Below are 18,744 nucleotides of genomic sequence, written 5' to 3'. Positions count from 1 at the left end.
GGCGTCAAGGCAAAACGGGTTGAAATTGCAATGAACTGCGTGCGCTCGCGAACTGTCCGTGCCTGTTGTTGGATGCACAATCGGCTCATTGGTGCGTTTTCATTTTTACAATATGCTGCGAATCCTCGTTTCGCTCTTCCTTACGCTCGTGTGCGCGCAGGCGCTGGCCGACCCGCCGGTACGCGTGGCGCGGGTCGCCTACACCCGCGGCCCGGTCAGTTTCGCCCCTGCCGGCACGGATGAGTGGGCGTTGGCCAGCCTGAACCGTCCACTGGTCGCGGGCGACCGCGTGTGGACGGAACCGGGCGCGCGCGACGAGCTGCAGCTGGGCGGCGTCGCCGTACGGATGGACGGCAGCACCCTGCTGTCGATCCTGACACTGGACGACCGCGCGCTGCAGGTCCAGCTGCCGCAGGGCACGCTGAACGTGCGCGTGCGGCCCGGGCCGGCGGCCGGCATCGTGGAGGTGGACACGCCGAATCTTGCGCTGACGATCGACCAGCCGGGCCATTACCGTGTCAGCGTCGACCCATCCGGCAACACGACCACTGTGCGCGTCGACGACGGGCAGGCGCAGGCCTTCGGCCAGAACCAGGCCTACACCATCAATCCCGGCCAGGATTTCCGCTTCATCGGGCCGGACCTGCGCAATGTGCAGGCGCTCGATCCGCGCTACCGCGACGATTTCGACCGCTGGTGCTTCGAGCGCGACCGCCGAACCGACCGCGCCCGCGCCGTCCGCTACGTGTCGCCGGCGATGATCGGCTACGAAGACCTGGACGACTACGGCAGCTGGCGCATGGTGCCGGATTACGGCAATGTGTGGATTCCGCGCAGCGTTCCGCGCGGCTGGGCGCCCTACCGCGACGGCCACTGGGCCTGGATCGAGCCTTGGGGCTGGACCTGGATCGATGACGCGCCCTGGGGTTTCGCGGTCACCCACTACGGGCGCTGGGCCTATGTCGATCGCGGCTGGTGCTGGGTGCCGGAACCGGCCAACGCGATGCCGGTGTACGCGCCGGCGCTGGTCGTGTTCGCCGCAGCCGGCCTGTTCCTGGAACATGACCGGCGGCGCGGCCCGGACGTGGCCTGGTTCCCGCTGGCGCCGCATGAAGCTTACCGGCCGCCCTACCAGGCCAGCCCGCGCTACCTCAGCGCGATCAATTTCAATGCCGGGAACGCGCCGCCGGCCAACTATCGCAACCGGACCGTGAACGGTGCGGTGACCGCGGTGCCGGTGAATGTGTTCACGCGGGCGCAGCCGGTGCGCGGCGCCGGCGTCGCCGTGCCGAGCGCGCGCTTCGCCCAGGCGCCGCTTACGGTGGCGCCGCAAGTGCAGGCGGGACGCGAGAGCGTCGCAGGACGCAGCGCAGGCGGGCACAGGCCGGCGCAGGCATTGCTGGCGCGGCCGGCAATGACGCGCATGCGGCCGGCAGTCGCCGGCGCCGGACAAGCGCCCGCCACGCAGGTGCCGGGAACGCAGGCGCCGCAGCCGGTGCCGACTCCGGGAAGGCAGTCGGGAGTGCGGGGACAAGGTCCGGCGATCGCGCCGGGGCCGCATGGTGCTGGGCCGCAGGCAATGCCAACCCAGATCGCACCACTGCCGCCAGGCGAAGGCAGGAACCCGCACCTGCCGCCGGGACAGCAACACGGACGGCCCGTGGGGCCGGGCGCCGCGCCGATGCCGGTCTTGCCCCAGGGTGAACAGGCCGGAGCGCGCCGGGGACCGCCACAACATCCTCTTGAACATCAGCAAGCGCCGGCTGTCGCGCCACAAGCGGGCGTGCCAGTACCGCCGCGCACTTTGCAGGAAAGCGTCGCGCAGCAGCATCAGCGTGAACCCGGGCAAGTGCCGCAGGCAGCGCCAAGGCCGCAGGAACCGCCGCCCGGGCGCCGCGAGGCCATGCAGGGGCCGCACGCAGCGGTGCCGCATCCACAGATAGCGCCGCAACGCGTCGAAGCGGCCGCACCTCAAGCAGCGCCGCATCGCGAAGCGCCGCGCCAGGAACCGGCACATGAACAGCCGGTGCCGCAGCGCCCGCAACCGTTGCACACCCAAGCCGCGCCGTCACACCCTGAACCCGCGCATCCGCACGTGCAAGCGCCTGCGCTACGGCCCGAGCCGGCGCATGTGCAAGCACCGGTCCAGCGGCCCGAGCCGCCACGGCCACAAGCCGCGCCGCGACAGGAGCCGCCGCGTCCCCAGCCGGCGCCCCACCAGGAGCCGCCACGTCCGCGGCAGCCTGAACCGCGAGCCGAGCCGTCTCAACCGCAACCGCGGCCCCACCCCGCCGAGGCACGACCGGCACCACAACAGCACCAGCCACAGCAGGCGCGCGAAGGCCAGGCGCAGCACGGCCACAACGAACAGAACGACGACAAGCACTAAGCGCCGGGGCACGGGCACGCCCAACGCATTCAGCCATGGCCGGAGCGTGGCCGCCGCGAGCACAAGCACGAGGAACACCAAGTGCCAGCCGCCTCACAGCCAGCCAGCGATGTCCAGCAGGGTCAACGCGGCCGAGCCCATCATCAGTACGGCGGCCAACCCGGACGCGCGGGAAACCGCCAGCGATGTCAGCGTTCCGGCGCAATGCGCCACAGCACGCCGCCGCCGTCATCGGCCACGATCAGCGCTCCATCGGCCGCGACCGCGACGCCGGCAGGACGCCCCCATACGTCACGGTCGCTGCTGACGAAGCCGGTCACGAAGTCCTGGTACTCGCCGGTCGGCACGCCATTCTTCATGAACACGCGCACCACCTTGTAGCCTGTGCGGGTACCGCGATTCCACGAGCCGTGCAGCGCGAGGAAGATGTCGCCCTCGTACTCCTTTCCGAACGCATGCTTCGCGCCAGCCGGCACATGATAGACCACCATGCCGAGCGGCGCGGAGTGCGCCTGCAGCAAGGTGTCCGGAACAATTGCCTTGCCCTTCAGGTCAGGACGGATACCCTTCAGGCGCGGGTCTTCATGGTCGCCGAGGTAGTACCACGGCCAGCCGTAGAAGCCGCCCTTCTTCACGCGCGTGATGTAGTCCGGCGGCAGATTGTCGCCGAGCTCGTCGCGCTCGTTCACGCTGCACATCAGGTCACCCGTTGCTGGGTACACCAGCATGCCGACGCAGTTGCGCAAGCCCGTGGCAAACGGGCGGCGCTCTTTTCCATCCGGACTGAACGCAAGCACGGCCGCGCGGTCAGTCTCGACGCCCCATGCGCCGCCGACACCGTGCTCTGCTTCCCACTTCGACAGCGGCTCGGGCGGCTTGTTCCCGATATCGGACGCGTAATTGGTGGCCGAACCGATCGACACAAACAGGGTCCTGTCGTCCGGCGAAAAGGCCAAGGTCCGGGTAACGTGGCCGCCGGTCGTATCTACCAGCTTCGGCACGATCACTTCCGCTGCGCCGCGCGCTTTCAGGTCGCCGCTGGCGTAAGGAATACGCACGATCGAGTTGACGTTGGCAACGTACAGGTACTTCGGGTGCGCGTTCGAGGGATAGAAGGCCATGCCATAAGGACGCGTCAGGCCGCCGATAAAGACGCCGTCGGACTGCGCCTTGTCGCCGGCGCCCTGGCGGAACACGCGGATCTGCCCCTTGCCCGGATCGGCCAGGAAAATATCGCCGTTCGGCGCGCGCAGCGGACCACGGCCGCGGTCCGGATCGGTGCCGAAGATGCCGATCTTGAAGCCGGCCGGCACGTCCGGCATCGCGCCTTCCGGCCGCGTCGCCAGCTTCGGGCCGTTGCCGGCGCTGCTGGTGCCGAATGGCGCGACCAGCTGGTCGACGCTGATGCGGTAGGTTTTGCCCGGCTTGTTCTCGGCCCAGTTGCCAGGTGCGGCGCCGGATGGCGCGGCCGCCGGCGCAGCCTTGGCGCTGCCTTCGCCGTGCAGGCTCGCAAGGTAGGCAATCACGGCTTCGCGGTCGGACTTGGCAGGCACGTTGACCGGCATGGCCGTGCCGGGTACGGCGCTCCCTGGATCTTCCAGGAACACATCGAGATCCTCCGCGGTCCAAACCTTGCCGCCGGCGCCGGCGCTCGCCAACACTTCGCTGTAGTTGAAGCCAGGTGCGGAGCCGAGCTTGCGGCCAAGCAGCCCGTACAGGCCGGGGCCGGCGCGCGACGACAAGCCGGGATCCACCGTGTGGCAGCTCGCGCAGTTGTTATTGAAGTAGGTCTGGCCAGCGCTGGGGGCGCCATGTGCGCCGGTGGCGATGGCTGCCAGCAGTGCGGCGTGGATGATCAAGGTCTTGCGTTGCAAGGTCCGCCTCCTCGTTGTTGAGCTTGATGTCGCTATCATAGGACAAGTTCGGGCACGATGGAGTCCCGGCACAACCCAAAACGGAGGAAGCATGAACGAGGAAGCCCTGAACCATAGCATCCGCAAGTTTCTGAAGATGGTTGGCGTGCAGTCGCAGCGCGAGATTGAACAGGCGGTACGGCGCGCGGTTCAAGAAAACAAGGTGAATGGCAATGCGGCGCTGCCGGCCACGATGACGCTGGATATCGCGGGCGTGCAGCTGCATGTGAAGTTCGATGGGATGATCGAATTGGAGTGAGTGCCTGGGCCGTTACGGCATTCTCACTACCACCTTCGAAAACCGCAGCAAAAAAAACGCTGCAAGCTTTCGCATGCAGCGTTTTTTGAATTTGGTGGGAAGTGCAAGTTTCGAACTTGCGACCCCTGCAGTGTGAATGCAGTGCTCTACCCCTGAGCTAACCTCCCGAAGCGAGGCGTATTATGACAGGCCTCTTGCGATTTGTCACGTCCTCGCCGAATCTTTTTTCTTCGCGATGCCGTTTGAAGAAAGTAGTTACGCGTCCGGCGCAGGCAGCGGCGCGTAAGCGCGCCACACGCACGAACCCTTCGCCGCTTTGTCCAAACCAAGCAGCACGCTCGCATGCCTGGTCTCTTCTTCATCGTTCGCCTTGAGCACGATGATTTCGCCAAGCGGCACGGAATCGAGCATCTCGCCCACCACCGCGGCTTCGACTTCGACATCCATCGACAGCATGTTCTGCCCGCGCGTCATCGCCAGGTAGACGTCGGCCAGCAGCTCCGAGTCGAGCAAGGCGCCGTGCAGCTTGCGGTGCGCATTGGAGATGCCATAGCGGTCGCACAGCGCGTCGAGCGAATTGCGCTTGCCCGGGTGGAGTTCCTTCGCATGCACCAGCGTGTCGATCACGCCGCTGCAATACGAAACGAAATCCGGCAGCTTCAGGCGCTGGAATTCGTGATTCAGGAAGCCCAGGTCGAACGGCGCATTGTGGATGATCACTTCCGCGCCGTTGATGAAGTCGCGCAGTTCCTCGGCGATCTCGTGGAACTTGGGCTTGTCGCTCAAGAACTCCGTGGTCAGGCCGTGCACCGCCAGCGCGGCTTCGTCCGAATCGCGCTCGGGGTTGATGTAGCGGTGGTAGTTATTACCGGTCAGCTTGCGGTTGAAGATTTCAACGCAGCCGATTTCGATGACGCGGTCGCCAGTGCGTGGATTCAGGCCGGTGGTTTCGGTATCGAGGACGATCTGGCGCATGCGACGTAATGGATGAGTTGAACGACCGCGCGAGTATAGCAAAACCGCTCGTCCACCTCGAGCGCGCCGCCGCGCCCTGTTGCACCTTATCGACGTACTACCGAGGCCGCACCTTTGTTGGCAAGCACGTCGGCGCGCTCATTGCCCGGATGCCCGTTGTGGCCACGGACCCAGCGCCACTCCACCTCGTGCTGCTGCTGCGCCGCGTCGAGCAGCTTCCACAAGTCCTCGTTCTTGACCGGTTCCTTGGTCGACGTTTTCCAGCCGCGCGCCTTCCAGCCATGGATCCACTCGGAGATCCCCTTCTGCACGTATTGCGAGTCGGTGTGCAGCACCACATGGCAGGGACGCGTGAGCGTGGTCAGCGCCTCGATCACGGCCTTCAGTTCCATGCGGTTGTTGGTGGTGTTTGGCTCGCCGCCGAAAATTTCCTTTTCGTGGCCATTCGAGACGAGCAAAGCGCCCCAGCCGCCGGTGCCAGGATTGCCCTTGCAGGCGCCGTCGGTAAAAATTTCTACTTGCGTCATGCCGCCCTTATTTGATTCGTTCATTTCGATTGGTCGCCGGCACGGTTTGCGTGGACTTGGCCTTCTTCTTGTTCCACACCGGGCCGATCAGGCGCATGCCCTTGACCCGCTTGATCGCGTGCACCATGTACACCGCGCCCAGGTAAGGCCACCATTTCTGGCCGGCGGATTCCATCAGCGAAAAGCGGTCGAGCCAGTGCGTGGTGCGGAACGGCGGCGCGTAGCAGCCGAAGTGGCTGCGGCTCACGCCGAGGTTCAGCAATTTTAACCAGTCTTTCAGCCTCGGCAAAGAGATGAACTCGCCGGCGGTAGGCAGGTAGTCGCTGCTGGTGATCTTGCCGACGCCCTGGCGCACGCCCCACAGGCTGGCCGGATTGAAGCCGCAGATGATGACCTGGCCTTCCGGAATCAACACGCGTTCGACTTCGCGCAGCACCTGGTGCGGTTCGGCGGCGAATTCCAGCACGTGTGGCAGCACCACCAGGTCCAGGCTCTGGGATGCGAACGGCAACTCCGCGAAATCGAGTGCGATCCCGATTTGATTGCCGCTGCAGATCGCCAGCTCGTCGGCGGTCGACGTGCGCGTTGCCGCCTGCCACTTGTTCGGCATGCGGCTGGCCGCCAGCGCGTCGATCTGCGGGACGCCGATCTGGACCGCGTTGTAGCCGAAGATATCCGCCGTCAGCTCGTCCAGGCAGCTTTGCTCCCAGGCGCGCACGTAAGCGCCGGCCGGCGAATGCAGCCACTTGTCGAGCGCTATAATGGATTTTTCCGACATGCCTACCCTTTTCCAATCCGCACGATGACGATTCTGCCACGCGGCGACCTGGCCGTTCTTGCCGTACCTGCGTTCAAGGACAATTACCTGTGGCTTATCCACGATGGCGTCCATGCCGCGGCGGTCGACCCCGGCGATGCCGCGCCCATCCTGGACGCGCTGCAAAGCCACAGGCTTACCCTGACTGCCATTCTACTCACCCATCACCATGCTGACCATATCGGCGGTGTTGGCGAACTGCTGGAGCGGTTCCAGGTGCCTGTCATCGGCCCGCGCAACGACGGCATCCCGGCGGTGACGCAGCCGGTGGGCGAAGGCGAACGCGTCCAGGTGCCGGGGCTCGATCTGGAACTGGACGTGCTGGAAGTGCCCGGCCACACCCTTGGCCACATCGCCTACGTGCGCAGCACCGGCATGCACTGGGCTTTCTGCGGCGACACCTTGTTCGCCGGCGGCTGCGGCCGGCTGTTCGAAGGGACGCCGGAGCAGATGACGTCCTCGCTCGGCAAGCTGGCTGCCTTGCCGGAAGATACGCAAGTGTTCTGCGCGCACGAATATACCTTGTCCAACCTGCGTTTTGCCGAGGCGCTTGAGCCGGGCAACGCGGCGCTGCAGTTGCGTATCGAGATCGAGGCCGCAAAACGCACGGCCGGCCTGCCGACGGTGCCGTCGAGCATCGGCCTGGAAAAGGCGACCAATCCTTTCCTGCGTTATCAGGAGCGGGAGATTGTTGAGAGCCTTCAGCATGCTGGCCGTTTGCAAGCGGGCGCAACACCGGTGCAGGCCTTCGCCGCGCTGCGCGAATGGAAGAACGTGTTCTGATTGCGAGGAGCAGCATGGCCCACGAAGCGCGCAGCGTGACGTTTTACTTTGATCCCATCAGTCCTTATGTCTGGCTGTGCGCGGCGCGTGCCATCGAGCGCATCGAGGCTGCCGGGGCGCAGGTGCGCCTGGAGCCGGTGCTGTTTGCCGCCATGCTCAATGCTCACGGCAATGTCGGACCGGCGGAGATCGCAGCCAAGCGGGCCTACACCTTTCGCGATGTGATGCGGCAGGCGGCGCTGGCCGGCTTGCCGTTCGAAGGACCGCCGGGGCATCCCTTCAACCCGCTGCAGGCGCTGCGCATGTGTACGGTGCTTGTTGGCGAACGCGAGCGGCGCAGGTTTGCGCTGGCCTTGTTTGCGGCCTGCTGGGAGCGTGGCGAGGATATTTCGGACGAGGCGACGCTGGTGCGGATTGCGGGCGAATGCGATCTCGATGGCGCGGCGCTGCTTGCGGCTTCCAGGCAGGCTGAGGTCAAGCAGCGCTTGGCGGCTGCGACCGAACGGGCGATTGCGGATGGGGTGTTCGGGGTGCCGACCTTCAGGCTGGATGGCGAGCTGTTCTGGGGTGGAGATCGGATTGGGACGCTGCTCTGGCGGCTCGAAGGCAAGGGCATTGATGAAGGCAAGCTCGCCCGCTTCCTTGCGAAGCCGCCGCTCGCGGAACGCAAGCGCTGACCAATTCCGCCACATCAAAAACGTCGTCCCGGCGAAGGCCGGGACCCATAGACCGCTTGCTACTTCGGACACTCAGCATGGGCCCCGGCCTTCGCCGGGGCGACGGCTTAATGTTGCGGCGCTATCAGATTTCCTCGTACAACGGCAAGGTCAGGAACTCCGCGAAGTTCTCCGACGTCGACATCTGCTCGAAAATCTCCGCCGCCCGCACATAGCTCGGATTGTCGCCATTCGCCGCGACGGCCTTCACCTTGGCCAGCTCCTCCGGAATCATCGCCCGCACCATGTCGGCGGTAACCTTGCGCCCGTCCTCCAGCACACCCTTCGGCGTGCGGATCCATTGCCACACCTGCGAGCGGCTGATCTCCGCAGTCGCCGCGTCTTCCATCAGGTTATGGATCGGCACGCAGCCATTGCCCGCCAGCCAGGCGCCGAGGTAGTGGATGCCGACGTTGATGTTGTAGCGCAGGCCCTCTTCCGTGATCGGGGCTTCCGGACGGAAGTCCAGCAGGTCCTTCGCACTCACCTGCACGTCCTCGCGCTGCTTGTCGATCTGGTTCGGACGGTCGCCCAGCACCTTCTTGAACTCGGTCATCGCCAGTTCCACCAGGCCCGGGTGCGCGACCCAGCCGCCATCGTAGCCATCGGTCGCATCGCGCGATTTGTCGGCGCGCACGCCGCCCATCGCGACCTCGTTCTTGGCCGGATCGTTCTTGATCGGGATGAGAGCCGACATGCCGCCGATCGCCGGCGCGCCGCGCTTGTGGCAGGTCTTGAGCAGCAGCAGGGCGTAGGCGCGCATGAAGGGCGCGGTCATCGTCACTTTCGGACGGTCGGCCAGGCAGAAATCCTTGTCCAGCTTGAACTTCTTGATGCACGAGAAGATGTAGTCCCAGCGGCCCGCATTCAGGCCGGCGCTGTGCTCGCGCAGTTCGTACAGGATCTCGTCCATCTCGAAGGCGGCGAGGATGGTCTCGATCAGCACGGTCGCCTTGATGGTGCCTTGCGGCAGGCCGAGTTCGCGCTGGGTGAACACGAAGATGTCGTTCCACAGGCGCGCCTCGAGGTGCGATTCCATCTTCGGCAGGTAGAAGTAAGGGCCGGCGCCGCGCGCCAGCTGTTCCTTGGCGTTGTGGACCATGAACAGGGCGAAGTCGAAGATGCCGCCGGACACGCGCTTGCCGTCCACCAGCACATGCTTCTCGTCCAGGTGCCAGCCGCGCGGACGCACGACCAGCGTGGCCACCTTGTCGTTCAGCTTGTACGATTTGCCGCCCTGCTCCAGCGCGATGGTGCCGCGCACGGCGTCGCGCATGTTCAGCTGGCCGGTGATCTGGTTGTCCCAGTTCGGCGTGTTGGAGTCCTCGAAGTCGGTCATATAGCTGTCCGCGCCCGAGTTCAAGGCGTTGATGACCATCTTGCGTTCGACCGGGCCGGTGATTTCGACGCGGCGGCATTCCAGCGCTTTCGGGATCGGCGCGATCTTCCAGTCGCCGGCGCGGATGTGTGCGGTTTCAGGCAGGAAGTCCGGACGCTCGCCGGCGTCCAGGCGTTTCGCGCGCTCGACACGGGCGGCCAGCAGTTGCTGGCGGCGCGGCTCGAATTCGCGCGACAGCTTGGCGACCAGGTCCAGCGCTTCCGGGGTGAGCACCTGCTCGTAGCCCGGCTTGATGTCCGCCTTGATTTCCATTCCGGATGGGGTGCCGATGGTCATTGTCTTGCTCCTGTCTCGTTGAAGGTTGGATGATCCCTTGGTGCAGCGCACACTTGCGCCTGGCTTGCCATCAAGTATATTCACTGTACGGTATTAAAACGATACAATTATTCAAGTCATTCTTTACTTTTTGTATCAAATCAAAAGGCCGCAGAGATGGACAAGTTTCGACAGATTTCCACCTTCGTCGAAGTCGTGGCGCGCGGCAGCTTATCGGCCGCCGCCCGGGCCGAGGGCATCGCGCCGGCCATGATCGGGCGCCGCCTGGACGCGCTGGAAAGCCGGCTGGGCGTGAAGCTGGTGCAGCGCACCACGCGCCGCCTCGCGCTGACCGACGAAGGTGCGGCCTTCCTGGAGGATTGCCAGCGTATCCTGGCCGAAGTGGACGACGCCGAGAGCGCGGTATCCGAACGCAGCCGGCGCGCGACCGGCCACCTGCTGGTCTCGGCCCCGGCCGGCTTCGGCCGCCAGCACGTGGCGCCGCTGATCCCCTCTTTTTTGGCCGAGCACCGCGAGCTGACAGTCGACCTGAACCTGTCCGACCGCATCGTCGACCTGATCGGTGAAAGCGTGGACGTCGCGATCCGCATCGCCAGCCCGGCCGATTCGAACCTGGTGAGCGTGAAGCTGGCCGACAACCACCGCGTGGTGGTGGCCTCGCCCGCCTACCTGAAGCGCCACGGCACGCCGCAGACGCTGGCGGACCTGGCGCGCCACCAATGCCTGGCGATCAGCAGCGAAGGCAGCCAGCGCGGCTGGACCTTCCAGGAAAAGGGCAAGATCGTGACCCTGAAAGTAAGCGGCAATATGGTCTGCAACGACGGCGCCGTGCTGCACGACTGGGCGCTCGGCGGCAAGGGCCTGGCCTGGCGTTCGATGTGGGAAGTGGCCGCGCAGATCGGGGCCGGAAAACTGGTGACGGTGCTGGACCAGCACGCCGCACCGGGCAACGACATCTATGCCGTGTTCGCCCAGCGCCGGCATTTGCCCCTGCGCATACGCGCCTTCGTCGACTTCCTGCGCCGCGCCTACGACCGGCCTGACTACTGGCGGCGGAAGTCCTAGCGCAGTGCAAGGGACAAAAAAAATCCTCGGTGATTCCGAGGATTTTTTTAGCTTACGCTAGTTCGAGCCTTACAGCGGCTGAATGTTCGAAGCTTGTTTGCCCTTAGGACCGGAGGTCACATCGAACGAAACACGCTGGTTCTCTTGCAGAGATTTGAAGCCTTGGGATTGGATCGCCGAGAAGTGAGCGAACAGATCTTCGCCGCCTTCGTCCGGGGTGATGAAGCCGAAACCCTTGGAGTCATTGAACCATTTAACGATGCCAGTTGCCATTACAATTTCCTATTTCAGTTAAGTTGGGCTTGCGCCCGTTTTCGATCGTTTGAAGAAGCAAGAAAGAAATGACAGACAGACTGCACTACTACCTCGAATCCAACGATCCCTCATTATACCGAGAAAAACCTTGCAAACACGATTTTCGCAAATAAAACAACCAGTCCAGCACAAAATTCCATACACCAACTTTTACGGGACTGCATTTGCGTCGGCAGTAGGGAGAATATATGGCATCGATACTGCTCAAATTTGCGATGGATCAAACGACGCGATGCACGTTTTTTTGCCCCACGGCACGCAGTAATGTAGCTGAAACAGCAAGAATGGCGCGCACGAATGAAAACAGCGTGCGGGGCAGTTCAAAAACGGGAATTCAGGCGATGCGGAAGGCGGCGCGCGCCGCCTTCGCGAAGAGATCAGCGTGGTGCTGAAACGACAGTATTACTTGGTGCCGAAGATGCGGTCGCCGGCATCGCCCAGGCCCGGCACGATGTAGGCGTGGTCGTTCAGGTGCGAATCGAGCGAAGCGACGTACAGCTTGACGTTCGGATGGCCCTTCTGGAACACGGCGACGCCTTCCGGCGCGGCAACCAGGGCCAGGAAGATGATCTGGTCGTCCGCGACGCCGCGCTTTTTCAGCACGTCGACCGCGTGCACGGCCGAATTGCCGGTCGCAACCATCGGGTCGCACAGGATGAAGGTACGGTCGGTGGTGTCCGGCAAGCGCACCAGGTATTCCACCGGCTCGTGGGTTGCCGGGTCGCGGAACACGCCGATGTGGCCGACACGGGCCGAAGGAACCAGTTCCAGCAGGCCATCGCTCATGCCGACGCCGGCGCGCAGGATCGGCACCACGGCCAGCTTCTTGCCGGCGATGACGGGCGCGTCGATGGTTTCCAGCGGGGTCTTGACTTTGCGCGTGGTCAGCGGCAGGTCGCGCGTGATCTCATAGCCCATCAGCAGCGTGATCTCGCGCAGCAGCTCGCGGAAGGTGCGGGTCGAGGTGTCGTGCTCCCGCATGTGGGACAGCTTGTGCTGGATCAGCGGGTGGTTGAGGATGTACAGGTTGGGGAAGCGCGGATCTTGTTTCATGGTCGGCATCGAATAGGTATTGTCGTGGCTAATCTACGGCACGTATTCCGGCATTATCCCAGCCGCCGCCCCATTTGTGCGTATTTTTTGCCAAATGGTCACTAAGCCGCCAGCGCCCTCGCCAGGATAGCCGCACAATCGGTTCCGGCAGGCAGCTGGCCGTAGGCGCCGCCGACGCCGCGCCCCAGCCGCGTCGCCACGAAGGGCGCGGACACATAGTCCGGCGCAAAGCGCAGCAGCAAAGCAGCCTGCACCGCAAGCACGATGCGCTCGGCCAGCATCCGGCCTGCGAATTCGTCGACCTGGTTCGCGGCCAGGTCGTCCAGCAGGCGGTCGGTGTAGAGGTCGAAGGCGGCGGCGTGCCCGGCCGCCGGGGCCAGTTCCAAGGTCAGCGCCGTGTGCATGGCTTCCGATGACTTGCCGATCGCGCGCAGCACGTCCAGGCACATCACATTGCCCGAACCTTCCCAGATCGAATTGACCGGGAACTCGCGGTACAGGCGCGCAAGCGGGCTCTCTTCCACGTAGCCGTTGCCGCCAACCACTTCCATCGCTTCGGCGCCAAAGCCCGGGCCACGGCGGCAGATCCAGTATTTGCCGGCCGGCGTCAGCAGGCGTCCCAGCATGGCCTGTTGCGGATCAGCCGTCTCGTCGAAGCAACGCGCCAGCCTCAGGGCGAAAGCGGTCGCGGCTTCCGATTCGAGCGCCATGTCGGCCAGCACGTTCTGCATCAGCGGCTGCTCGGCCAGCTTGCGCCCGAACACGGAGCGCCCGCGTGCGTGATGCAGCGCATGGCACAGCGCGGCGCGCATGATGCCGGCGCTGCCGACCACGCAATCCAGCCGCGTGTGGCTGCCCATTTCGAGGATGGTCGGGATGCCGCGCCCCACCTTGCCGACCAGCCAGGCAATGGCCCCGGTGAATTCGACCTCGGACGAGGCATTCGAACGGTTGCCGAGCTTGTCCTTCAGCCGCTGAACGCGGATCGCATTGCGGCTACCGTCCGGCAGCCAGCGCGGCATGAAGAAGCATGTCAGGCCGGCGCCGCCGTCATCGGCGGTTTGCGCCAGCACCAGGTGCGCATCCGCCTGCGGCGCCGAAAAGAACCACTTGTGACCGACGATGCGCCAGGCGCCCTCGCCTTCCTCGCCGAAGCGCGATCGGGCCTCCTGCGGATCGAGCGGCGCGGCGCGCGTGGTGTTGGCGCGCACGTCGGTGCCGCCCTGCTTCTCGGTCATGCCCATGCCGACCAGGGCGCCGCGCTTCAGATTTACCGGTAGCGAGCGCGGATCGTAATCGTACGACAGGATCTTCGGTAGCCACTCGCGCGCGAGCCGCGCCTCGCCGCGCAGTGCCGGCACCGAGGCGTAGGTCATGGTCACCGGGCACTGGGCGCCGTTTTCCACTTGCCCGAACAGCAGGTACTGGGCCGCGCGCACCACCTGCGCTCCGGCACGGGGATAGGCCCACGGCGCCGAATGCGCACCTGCGCCGATCATCAGCTCCATCAGCCGATGCCATGCCGGATGGAACTCGACCTCGTCGATGCGGCGGCCGCTGCGGTCGAAGTTGATCAGCTTGGGCGGATTGGTGTTGGCGAGCCGCGCCAGGTCGAGGACCTCGGCCGAACCCAGCTGAGCGCCCAGCGCCGCCAGTTGTTCGCGAGCCCAGCCGCCGCCCTCGCGCGCCAGCGCTTCCTGCAGGGCCGGATCGCAGGTGAACAGATTGATGTCCGCGAATGGCGCGGCCTGGTTGAATACCACGTGGGTGTCGAACGCGTCCATCGGCGTCTCCATAGCGGCTGACGCCCTCAGGCTAGCGCAAAGTTATCAGCGCGGCAAGAACAGGCCAGCCATCGCGAATGCTTGCTGCGCCACGTCAAGGCCATTTGATGCCGCACGGAATTTTTCGGTGCTACATTGGTCAATGAGAGCTTGCTTGGCTACTACAGGGATTGCGCGATGCGTTCGACATCACCGCTTGTGCCGCGGCAGGGACTGCACCAGGGGCTGGAAGGCTTGCTGGAAGCGGCCGGCGACGTCGTGTTCCGGCTCGCCGCCACCGGCGAGATCCGCTTTGCAAACGCCGGCGCGATCCGCCTCGCCGGCCTGCCGAACGGCCTGCGCGGCGCGGCGCTGGCGGCGCTGGTGGCCGACGCCGACCGCGCTCCCTTGCGCCATGCGCTGGCCGACGCCCTCGCCAATCCGCAGCCGGTGCTGGTCGAGGCGCGCCTGCGCTCGCACCAGCGCGAAACCTGGTTCGAGCTGCGCATCATGGCTTGCCCCAATATCTCCGACGACAGCACCCTGCTGGTGATCGGCCGCGACATGACCGCCCAGCACGCGACCGAGGAGCGGCTACGCCACATGGCGACCCACGATGCGCTCACCAGCCTGCCCAACCGCGTGCTGTTGGCCGACCGCATCCGCATGGTGATCGCGTCCGCGCGTCGCTCGGGCCAGAAGTTCGCCGTCGCCGCCGTCGGCCTGGACGGCTTCAAGAAGGTCAACGACGGCCTTGGCCACCCGGTCGGCGACGAGGTCCTGCGCCAGGCCGCCGAGCGCCTGCGCCGGACCCTGCGCGACAGCGACACCCTGGCACGCGCCGGCGGCGACGAATTCGTCGCGGTATTGCCCGGGACCGCCGGCGAGAACCAGCTGCAGCTGGTCGCGACGCGCCTGCAGGCCGCGCTGCAGGCGCCGTTCGAAGTCGGCGAACACACCATCTACCTCGGCGCTTCGGTCGGCATCTCGACCTACCCGCTGCACGCCGAGGACGAGGTGCGGCTGGTGGCGCTGGCCGACGCCGCCCTCACCCGCGCCAAGGAAAAGGGCAAGGGCCGCTGCATGGTCTACAGCGCGCGCGACAAGGGCGCGCCGGCACACGACATCTCGCTCGAGGCGGCGATGTTCTCGGCGGTGCGCGAAGGCGAGTTCCTGCTGTACTACCAGCCAATCGTCAGCGCCCGCTCGCGCAAGATCGAGGGTTTCGAGACCCTGATGCGCTGGTGCCATCCAACGCTCGGCATGGTGCCGCCGGCGCGCTTCATCCCGATCGCCGAGTCGAATGGCCTGATCAACCTGCTCGGCGCATGGGCGCTGAAGGCCGCCTGCATGCAGGTGCGCCAGTTCGAACTGGCCGCGCGCCGCGAGCTGTACATCTCCGTCAACATCAGTCCGCGCCAATTCCGCAGCGACCAGTTCCTCGACGTGCTGGACGAAGCGCTGTCGATGTCCGGCGTGCCCGCCAACCGCCTGGTCCTCGAAATCACCGAGGGCACGCTGATGGTCGACCCGGCCCACGCCGAGGGCCTGCTGCTGCGCATGGCCGAGCGCTCGGCGCGCATCGCGATCGACGATTTCGGCACCGGCTATTCCTCGCTGGCCTACCTGAAGCGCTTCCCGATTTCCGTGCTCAAGGTCGACCGCACCTTCATCAAGGACCTGCCCGACTCGCGCAAGGACGCCGCGATCTGCAGCGCCGTGCTCGATCTGGCGCGCCACCTCGACCTGTCGGTGGTGGCGGAAGGCGTCGAGACCGAGGCCCAGCTGGCGCGCCTGGCGCAATCCGGCTGCCATTACGTACAGGGCTACCTGACCGGGCGCCCGATGCCGGCCCACGTCGCGCTGGCCGCGCTCAACGACGACCTCTACGAATCGTTGCTGCCCGAGGAGCTGCGCCAGTGAGCGCGCAGGCCGACGCGACACTCGCGCTGCTGTGGGAGCGCGTGCGCCGCGACGGCGACATGCCCGGCTTCACCCGCGCCGTCAACGCGGTGCTGGCCTCGCTGCGCGGCGAGCACGAAGGCGAGGTGCCGATGACGCGCATCGTGCTGTCCGACCCGGTGCTGACCCAGCGCGTGCTCAGGCTCGCCAACAGCGGCATGTACGCCGCCTTCGGCCAGCGCATCGACACCGTCTCGAAGGCGGTGCTGGTGCTCGGCACCGATACCATCGGCCACCTCGCGCTGGGCCTGAAGCTGGTCGAGGAACTGGGTCGGACCCGGCCCGATTCCGGCGAGGCGCACGCGGAAATGGAAAAGGCGGTATTGGCCGGGATGGTCGCGCACAAGGTCGCGACTGGCCAGGCGCTACCCGATCCGGAAGCCGCGGTGGTGTGCGCTCTACTGCATTCGCTGGGCCGGATGATGGTCACCTGGTACCTGCCGGAGCGTTGGTCGGCGCTGCAACGGCAGGCGTCGGAATCGAACGAGGACGCGGCCGCGCTGGCGGAGCTGGGCCTGTCGCTGGAAGCCATCGGACGCAGCGTCGCCGAGCACTGGGGCCTGCCGCAAAACCTGGTGGCCGCGATGCGCAGCGTGCCACCCGCCGCGCGCGCCGGCAAGCTGGTGCAAGAGGACTGGCTGGCCGCGATCGGCACCATGTCGGCTCGCTGCGCGCACGCGCTGTGGAATGACGATGCCGCCGGTGCCGCGCAGCTGCGCGAGCTGGCAACCGCCTACGGCCCGATGCTCGGCCTGGCGCCGGACAAGGTCCTGCGCGCGGTGGCCGAGGCACAGTCGGAGGCTCGCATGGAGCTGTCGGTGGCGCCGCTCGCGCGCCCGCTGCGCCAGCGCGAACAGGCCGCCGCGCGCGCCAGCCGGCGTGCGGCCGGGAACCGGGTGATGATGGCGGGCCGAGCCGAACTACGCGAAGCGCTGGCGCAAGGCGATCCCTCGCGCGCATTGGAACTGGCGGTGGAAGCGATGCACCGCGGCCTCGATTGCTCGCGCAGCCTGTACTTCCTGCACCAGCGGCAGGAGGCCTTGTATGTGGTGCGCATGGGATTGGGCGCCGGTGTCGACGAGGTGGCGCCGCGCCTGCGTTTCGGCGACGGCTACGAGCCCACCGTGTTCCACGCCGCGCTTCGCAGCGGCCAGCCGGTCTTCATCGATCATCCGGCCGACCCGCCGTTCGCGCCGCGCCTGCCCGCATGGTGGAAGGCCACGCTGGCGGATGCGCAAAGCTTCGTGATCGCGCCCCTGTGCGTGCGCGGCGAAGCGATGGGCTTCCTGTATGGCGACTGGACCGGCGCGAACGAGCCGCTCAAGCCGGGCGCCGTCGAACTGGGCCTGATCAACGACCTGCGCGGCCAGCTCGCGCAGGCGCTCGACCCACGCTGGCAGGCCGAACTGGCGGCAAGCCGCGCCTGAATCAGATACGCGGCGTGTCGACGCGCACGTCGCCGCACTGCGCACGCTGCATCAGCGCATGGTCGATCAGCACCAGTGCCAGCATGGCTTCTGCGATCGGCGTGGCGCGAATGCCGACGCAGGGATCGTGACGGCCGAAGGTCTCGACCATCTGCGGATTGCCGGCCTTGTCGATCGAACGGCGCGGGATGCGGATCGAGGATGTCGGCTTGATCGCGATCGAGACCGTGATGTCCTGGCCGGTCGAGATCCCGCCCAGCACGCCGCCGGCGTTGTTACCGATGAAGCCCTGCGGGGTCAGCTCGTCGCCGTGCTCGGAGCCTTTCTGGCGGACCGACTCGAAGCCGGCGCCGATCTCAACGCCCTTGACCGCGTTAATGCCCATCATCGCATAGGCGATATCGGCATCGAGCTTGTCGTAGATCGGCTGGCCGAGGCCGACCGGCACATTGCGCGCGACCACGTCGATGCGCGCACCGATCGAATCGCCGGCGCGGCGCAGCGCGTCCATCGCCTCTTCCATCTGCGCGATCAGGCCAAGGTCGCCAGTGGCCGCGAAGAAGGGATTGCTGTGCACGTGCTCCCAGCTCTGGAACGGCACCTCGATCTCGCCCAGTTGGCTCATGCATCCGAAGAACTCGGTGCCGTAAGCCTGGCGCAGCCACTTCTTGGCCACCGCGCCGGCGCCGACCACCGGAGCCGTCAGGCGCGCCGACGAACGGCCGCCGCCGCGCGGGTCGCGCACGCCATATTTATGCCAATAGGTGTAATCCGCGTGGCCCGGCCGGAAGGTCTCGGCGATATTGCCGTAGTCCTTGCTGCGCTGGTCCTCGTTGCGGATCAGGAGCGCGATCGGGGTGCCGGTGGTGACGCCTTCGTACACGCCGGACAGGATCTCGACCCGGTCGGCCTCCTGGCGCTGGGTGACGTGGCGCGAGGTGCCGGGCTTGCGGCGGTCCAGTTCGGGCTGGATGTCGGCTTCGGACAAGGGCATGCCCGGCGGACAGCCGTCGATGACGCAGCCGATTGCCGGCCCGTGCGACTCGCCGAAGGTGGTAACGGAGAAGAGCTTGCCAAAGGTATTGCCGGACATGATCAAGAATGC

The 18,744-nt window shown here is 65.9% G+C and carries 16 protein-coding genes and 1 tRNA gene; 7 read left to right on the top strand and 10 right to left on the bottom strand.

Annotated elements, in window-relative coordinates; all coding sequences use genetic code 11:
- Positions 1-112 precede the first annotated feature (112 nt).
- Positions 113-2,389 carry a DUF6600 domain-containing protein gene (locus tag NX778_RS04580; RefSeq protein ID WP_258810484.1) on the top strand — a complete coding sequence of 759 codons (2,277 nt, stop codon included), beginning with the start codon at positions 113-115 and terminating at the stop codon, positions 2,387-2,389.
- 188 nt (positions 2,390-2,577) lie between these two features.
- Here the strand turns inward: NX778_RS04580 and NX778_RS04575 are convergent, their stop codons facing one another.
- Positions 2,578-4,263 (bottom strand): PQQ-dependent sugar dehydrogenase, encoded by a 1,686-nt coding sequence (locus tag NX778_RS04575; RefSeq protein WP_258810483.1) that lies wholly within the window; start codon positions 4,261-4,263, stop codon positions 2,578-2,580.
- Positions 4,264-4,354: 91 nt separating this feature from the next.
- Between NX778_RS04575 and NX778_RS04570 the strand changes: the two genes are divergently transcribed.
- Positions 4,355-4,561, top strand: coding sequence for a DUF6494 family protein (locus tag NX778_RS04570; protein WP_258810482.1), 207 nt, complete (start codon positions 4,355-4,357; stop codon positions 4,559-4,561).
- Between the two features lie 92 nt (positions 4,562-4,653).
- Here NX778_RS04570 and NX778_RS04565 read toward each other — a convergent pair.
- The 4 genes from NX778_RS04565 to NX778_RS04550 form a co-directional block, all read right to left on the bottom strand.
- Positions 4,654-4,728 (bottom strand) — tRNA-Val (locus NX778_RS04565).
- Between the two features lie 88 nt (positions 4,729-4,816).
- Positions 4,817-5,536 carry a DNA polymerase III subunit epsilon gene (gene dnaQ / locus NX778_RS04560; protein WP_258810481.1) on the bottom strand — a complete coding sequence of 240 codons (720 nt, stop codon included), beginning with the start codon at positions 5,534-5,536 and terminating at the stop codon, positions 4,817-4,819.
- An 86-nt stretch (positions 5,537-5,622) separates the two neighbouring features.
- Positions 5,623-6,063: a ribonuclease HI gene (gene rnhA, locus NX778_RS04555; RefSeq protein ID WP_258810480.1), complete on the bottom strand. Its 441-nt coding sequence runs from the start codon at positions 6,061-6,063 to the stop codon at positions 5,623-5,625.
- A 7-nt stretch (positions 6,064-6,070) separates the two neighbouring features.
- The gene (locus tag NX778_RS04550; protein WP_258810479.1) at positions 6,071-6,841 is read right to left on the bottom strand and encodes a class I SAM-dependent methyltransferase; all 771 of its coding nucleotides are present in this window, start codon (positions 6,839-6,841) and stop codon (positions 6,071-6,073) included.
- A gap of 24 nt (positions 6,842-6,865) precedes the next feature.
- On the opposite strand from NX778_RS04550, the gene gloB reads away from it, so the two are divergent.
- A complete protein-coding gene (gloB, locus tag NX778_RS04545; protein WP_258810478.1) occupies positions 6,866-7,663 on the top strand; it encodes a hydroxyacylglutathione hydrolase in 798 nt (265 codons plus the stop codon).
- Positions 7,664-7,677: 14 nt separating this feature from the next.
- Positions 7,678-8,340 carry a 2-hydroxychromene-2-carboxylate isomerase gene (locus tag NX778_RS04540; protein ID WP_258810477.1) on the top strand — a complete coding sequence of 221 codons (663 nt, stop codon included), beginning with the start codon at positions 7,678-7,680 and terminating at the stop codon, positions 8,338-8,340.
- A gap of 124 nt (positions 8,341-8,464) precedes the next feature.
- Here the strand turns inward: NX778_RS04540 and aceB are convergent, their stop codons facing one another.
- Positions 8,465-10,054: a malate synthase A gene (gene aceB, locus NX778_RS04535; protein WP_258810476.1), complete on the bottom strand. Its 1,590-nt coding sequence runs from the start codon at positions 10,052-10,054 to the stop codon at positions 8,465-8,467.
- Between the two features lie 156 nt (positions 10,055-10,210).
- Between aceB and NX778_RS04530 the strand changes: the two genes are divergently transcribed.
- Positions 10,211-11,119 carry a LysR family transcriptional regulator gene (locus tag NX778_RS04530; protein ID WP_258810475.1) on the top strand — a complete coding sequence of 303 codons (909 nt, stop codon included), beginning with the start codon at positions 10,211-10,213 and terminating at the stop codon, positions 11,117-11,119.
- A 69-nt stretch (positions 11,120-11,188) separates the two neighbouring features.
- On the opposite strand, the gene NX778_RS04525 is transcribed toward NX778_RS04530, so the two are convergent.
- From NX778_RS04525 to NX778_RS04515, 3 genes are all read right to left on the bottom strand, one after another.
- A complete protein-coding gene (locus NX778_RS04525; RefSeq protein ID WP_036166698.1) occupies positions 11,189-11,392 on the bottom strand; it encodes a cold-shock protein in 204 nt (67 codons plus the stop codon).
- 444 nt (positions 11,393-11,836) lie between these two features.
- The gene (gene upp / locus NX778_RS04520; protein ID WP_258810474.1) at positions 11,837-12,487 is read right to left on the bottom strand and encodes a uracil phosphoribosyltransferase; all 651 of its coding nucleotides are present in this window, start codon (positions 12,485-12,487) and stop codon (positions 11,837-11,839) included.
- A gap of 101 nt (positions 12,488-12,588) precedes the next feature.
- The gene (locus tag NX778_RS04515) at positions 12,589-14,271 is read right to left on the bottom strand and encodes an isovaleryl-CoA dehydrogenase (RefSeq protein WP_258810473.1); all 1,683 of its coding nucleotides are present in this window, start codon (positions 14,269-14,271) and stop codon (positions 12,589-12,591) included.
- 177 nt (positions 14,272-14,448) lie between these two features.
- Between NX778_RS04515 and NX778_RS04510 the strand changes: the two genes are divergently transcribed.
- Positions 14,449-16,173: a putative bifunctional diguanylate cyclase/phosphodiesterase gene (locus NX778_RS04510; protein ID WP_258810472.1), complete on the top strand. Its 1,725-nt coding sequence runs from the start codon at positions 14,449-14,451 to the stop codon at positions 16,171-16,173.
- A complete protein-coding gene (locus NX778_RS04505) occupies positions 16,170-17,639 on the top strand; it encodes an HDOD domain-containing protein (protein WP_258810471.1) in 1,470 nt (489 codons plus the stop codon). Before NX778_RS04510 ends, NX778_RS04505 begins: the two co-directional genes overlap by 4 nt.
- Position 17,640: 1 nt before the next feature.
- Here NX778_RS04505 and aroC read toward each other — a convergent pair whose 3' ends face one another.
- On the bottom strand, positions 17,641-18,732 hold the full coding sequence (gene aroC, locus NX778_RS04500; RefSeq protein ID WP_258810470.1) for a chorismate synthase: 1,092 nt from the start codon (positions 18,730-18,732) through the stop codon (positions 17,641-17,643).
- Positions 18,733-18,744: the final 12 nt, after the last annotated feature.

This window comes from Massilia terrae (assembly GCF_024753145.1).
Classification (GTDB): domain Bacteria; phylum Pseudomonadota; class Gammaproteobacteria; order Burkholderiales; family Burkholderiaceae_D; genus Telluria; species Telluria terrae.
This window is presented reverse-complemented; position numbering and strand designations above follow the sequence as displayed.

Coding starts and splice junctions, on each gene's coding strand:
- NX778_RS04530 (WP_258810475.1), top strand. CDS start 10,211: ATGGACAAGTTTCGACAGATTTCCACCTTCGTCGAAGTCGTGGCGCGC.
- NX778_RS04515 (WP_258810473.1), bottom strand. CDS start 14,271: ATGGACGCGTTCGACACCCACGTGGTATTCAACCAGGCCGCGCCATTC.
- NX778_RS04550 (WP_258810479.1), bottom strand. CDS start 6,841: ATGTCGGAAAAATCCATTATAGCGCTCGACAAGTGGCTGCATTCGCCG.
- aceB (WP_258810476.1), bottom strand. CDS start 10,054: ATGACCATCGGCACCCCATCCGGAATGGAAATCAAGGCGGACATCAAG.
- NX778_RS04570 (WP_258810482.1), top strand. CDS start 4,355: ATGAACGAGGAAGCCCTGAACCATAGCATCCGCAAGTTTCTGAAGATG.
- NX778_RS04510 (WP_258810472.1), top strand. CDS start 14,449: ATGCGTTCGACATCACCGCTTGTGCCGCGGCAGGGACTGCACCAGGGG.
- rnhA (WP_258810480.1), bottom strand. CDS start 6,063: ATGACGCAAGTAGAAATTTTTACCGACGGCGCCTGCAAGGGCAATCCT.
- NX778_RS04540 (WP_258810477.1), top strand. CDS start 7,678: ATGGCCCACGAAGCGCGCAGCGTGACGTTTTACTTTGATCCCATCAGT.
- NX778_RS04580 (WP_258810484.1), top strand. CDS start 113: ATGCTGCGAATCCTCGTTTCGCTCTTCCTTACGCTCGTGTGCGCGCAG.
- upp (WP_258810474.1), bottom strand. CDS start 12,487: ATGAAACAAGATCCGCGCTTCCCCAACCTGTACATCCTCAACCACCCG.
- aroC (WP_258810470.1), bottom strand. CDS start 18,732: ATGTCCGGCAATACCTTTGGCAAGCTCTTCTCCGTTACCACCTTCGGC.
- dnaQ (WP_258810481.1), bottom strand. CDS start 5,536: ATGCGCCAGATCGTCCTCGATACCGAAACCACCGGCCTGAATCCACGC.
- gloB (WP_258810478.1), top strand. CDS start 6,866: ATGACGATTCTGCCACGCGGCGACCTGGCCGTTCTTGCCGTACCTGCG.
- NX778_RS04525 (WP_036166698.1), bottom strand. CDS start 11,392: ATGGCAACTGGCATCGTTAAATGGTTCAATGACTCCAAGGGTTTCGGC.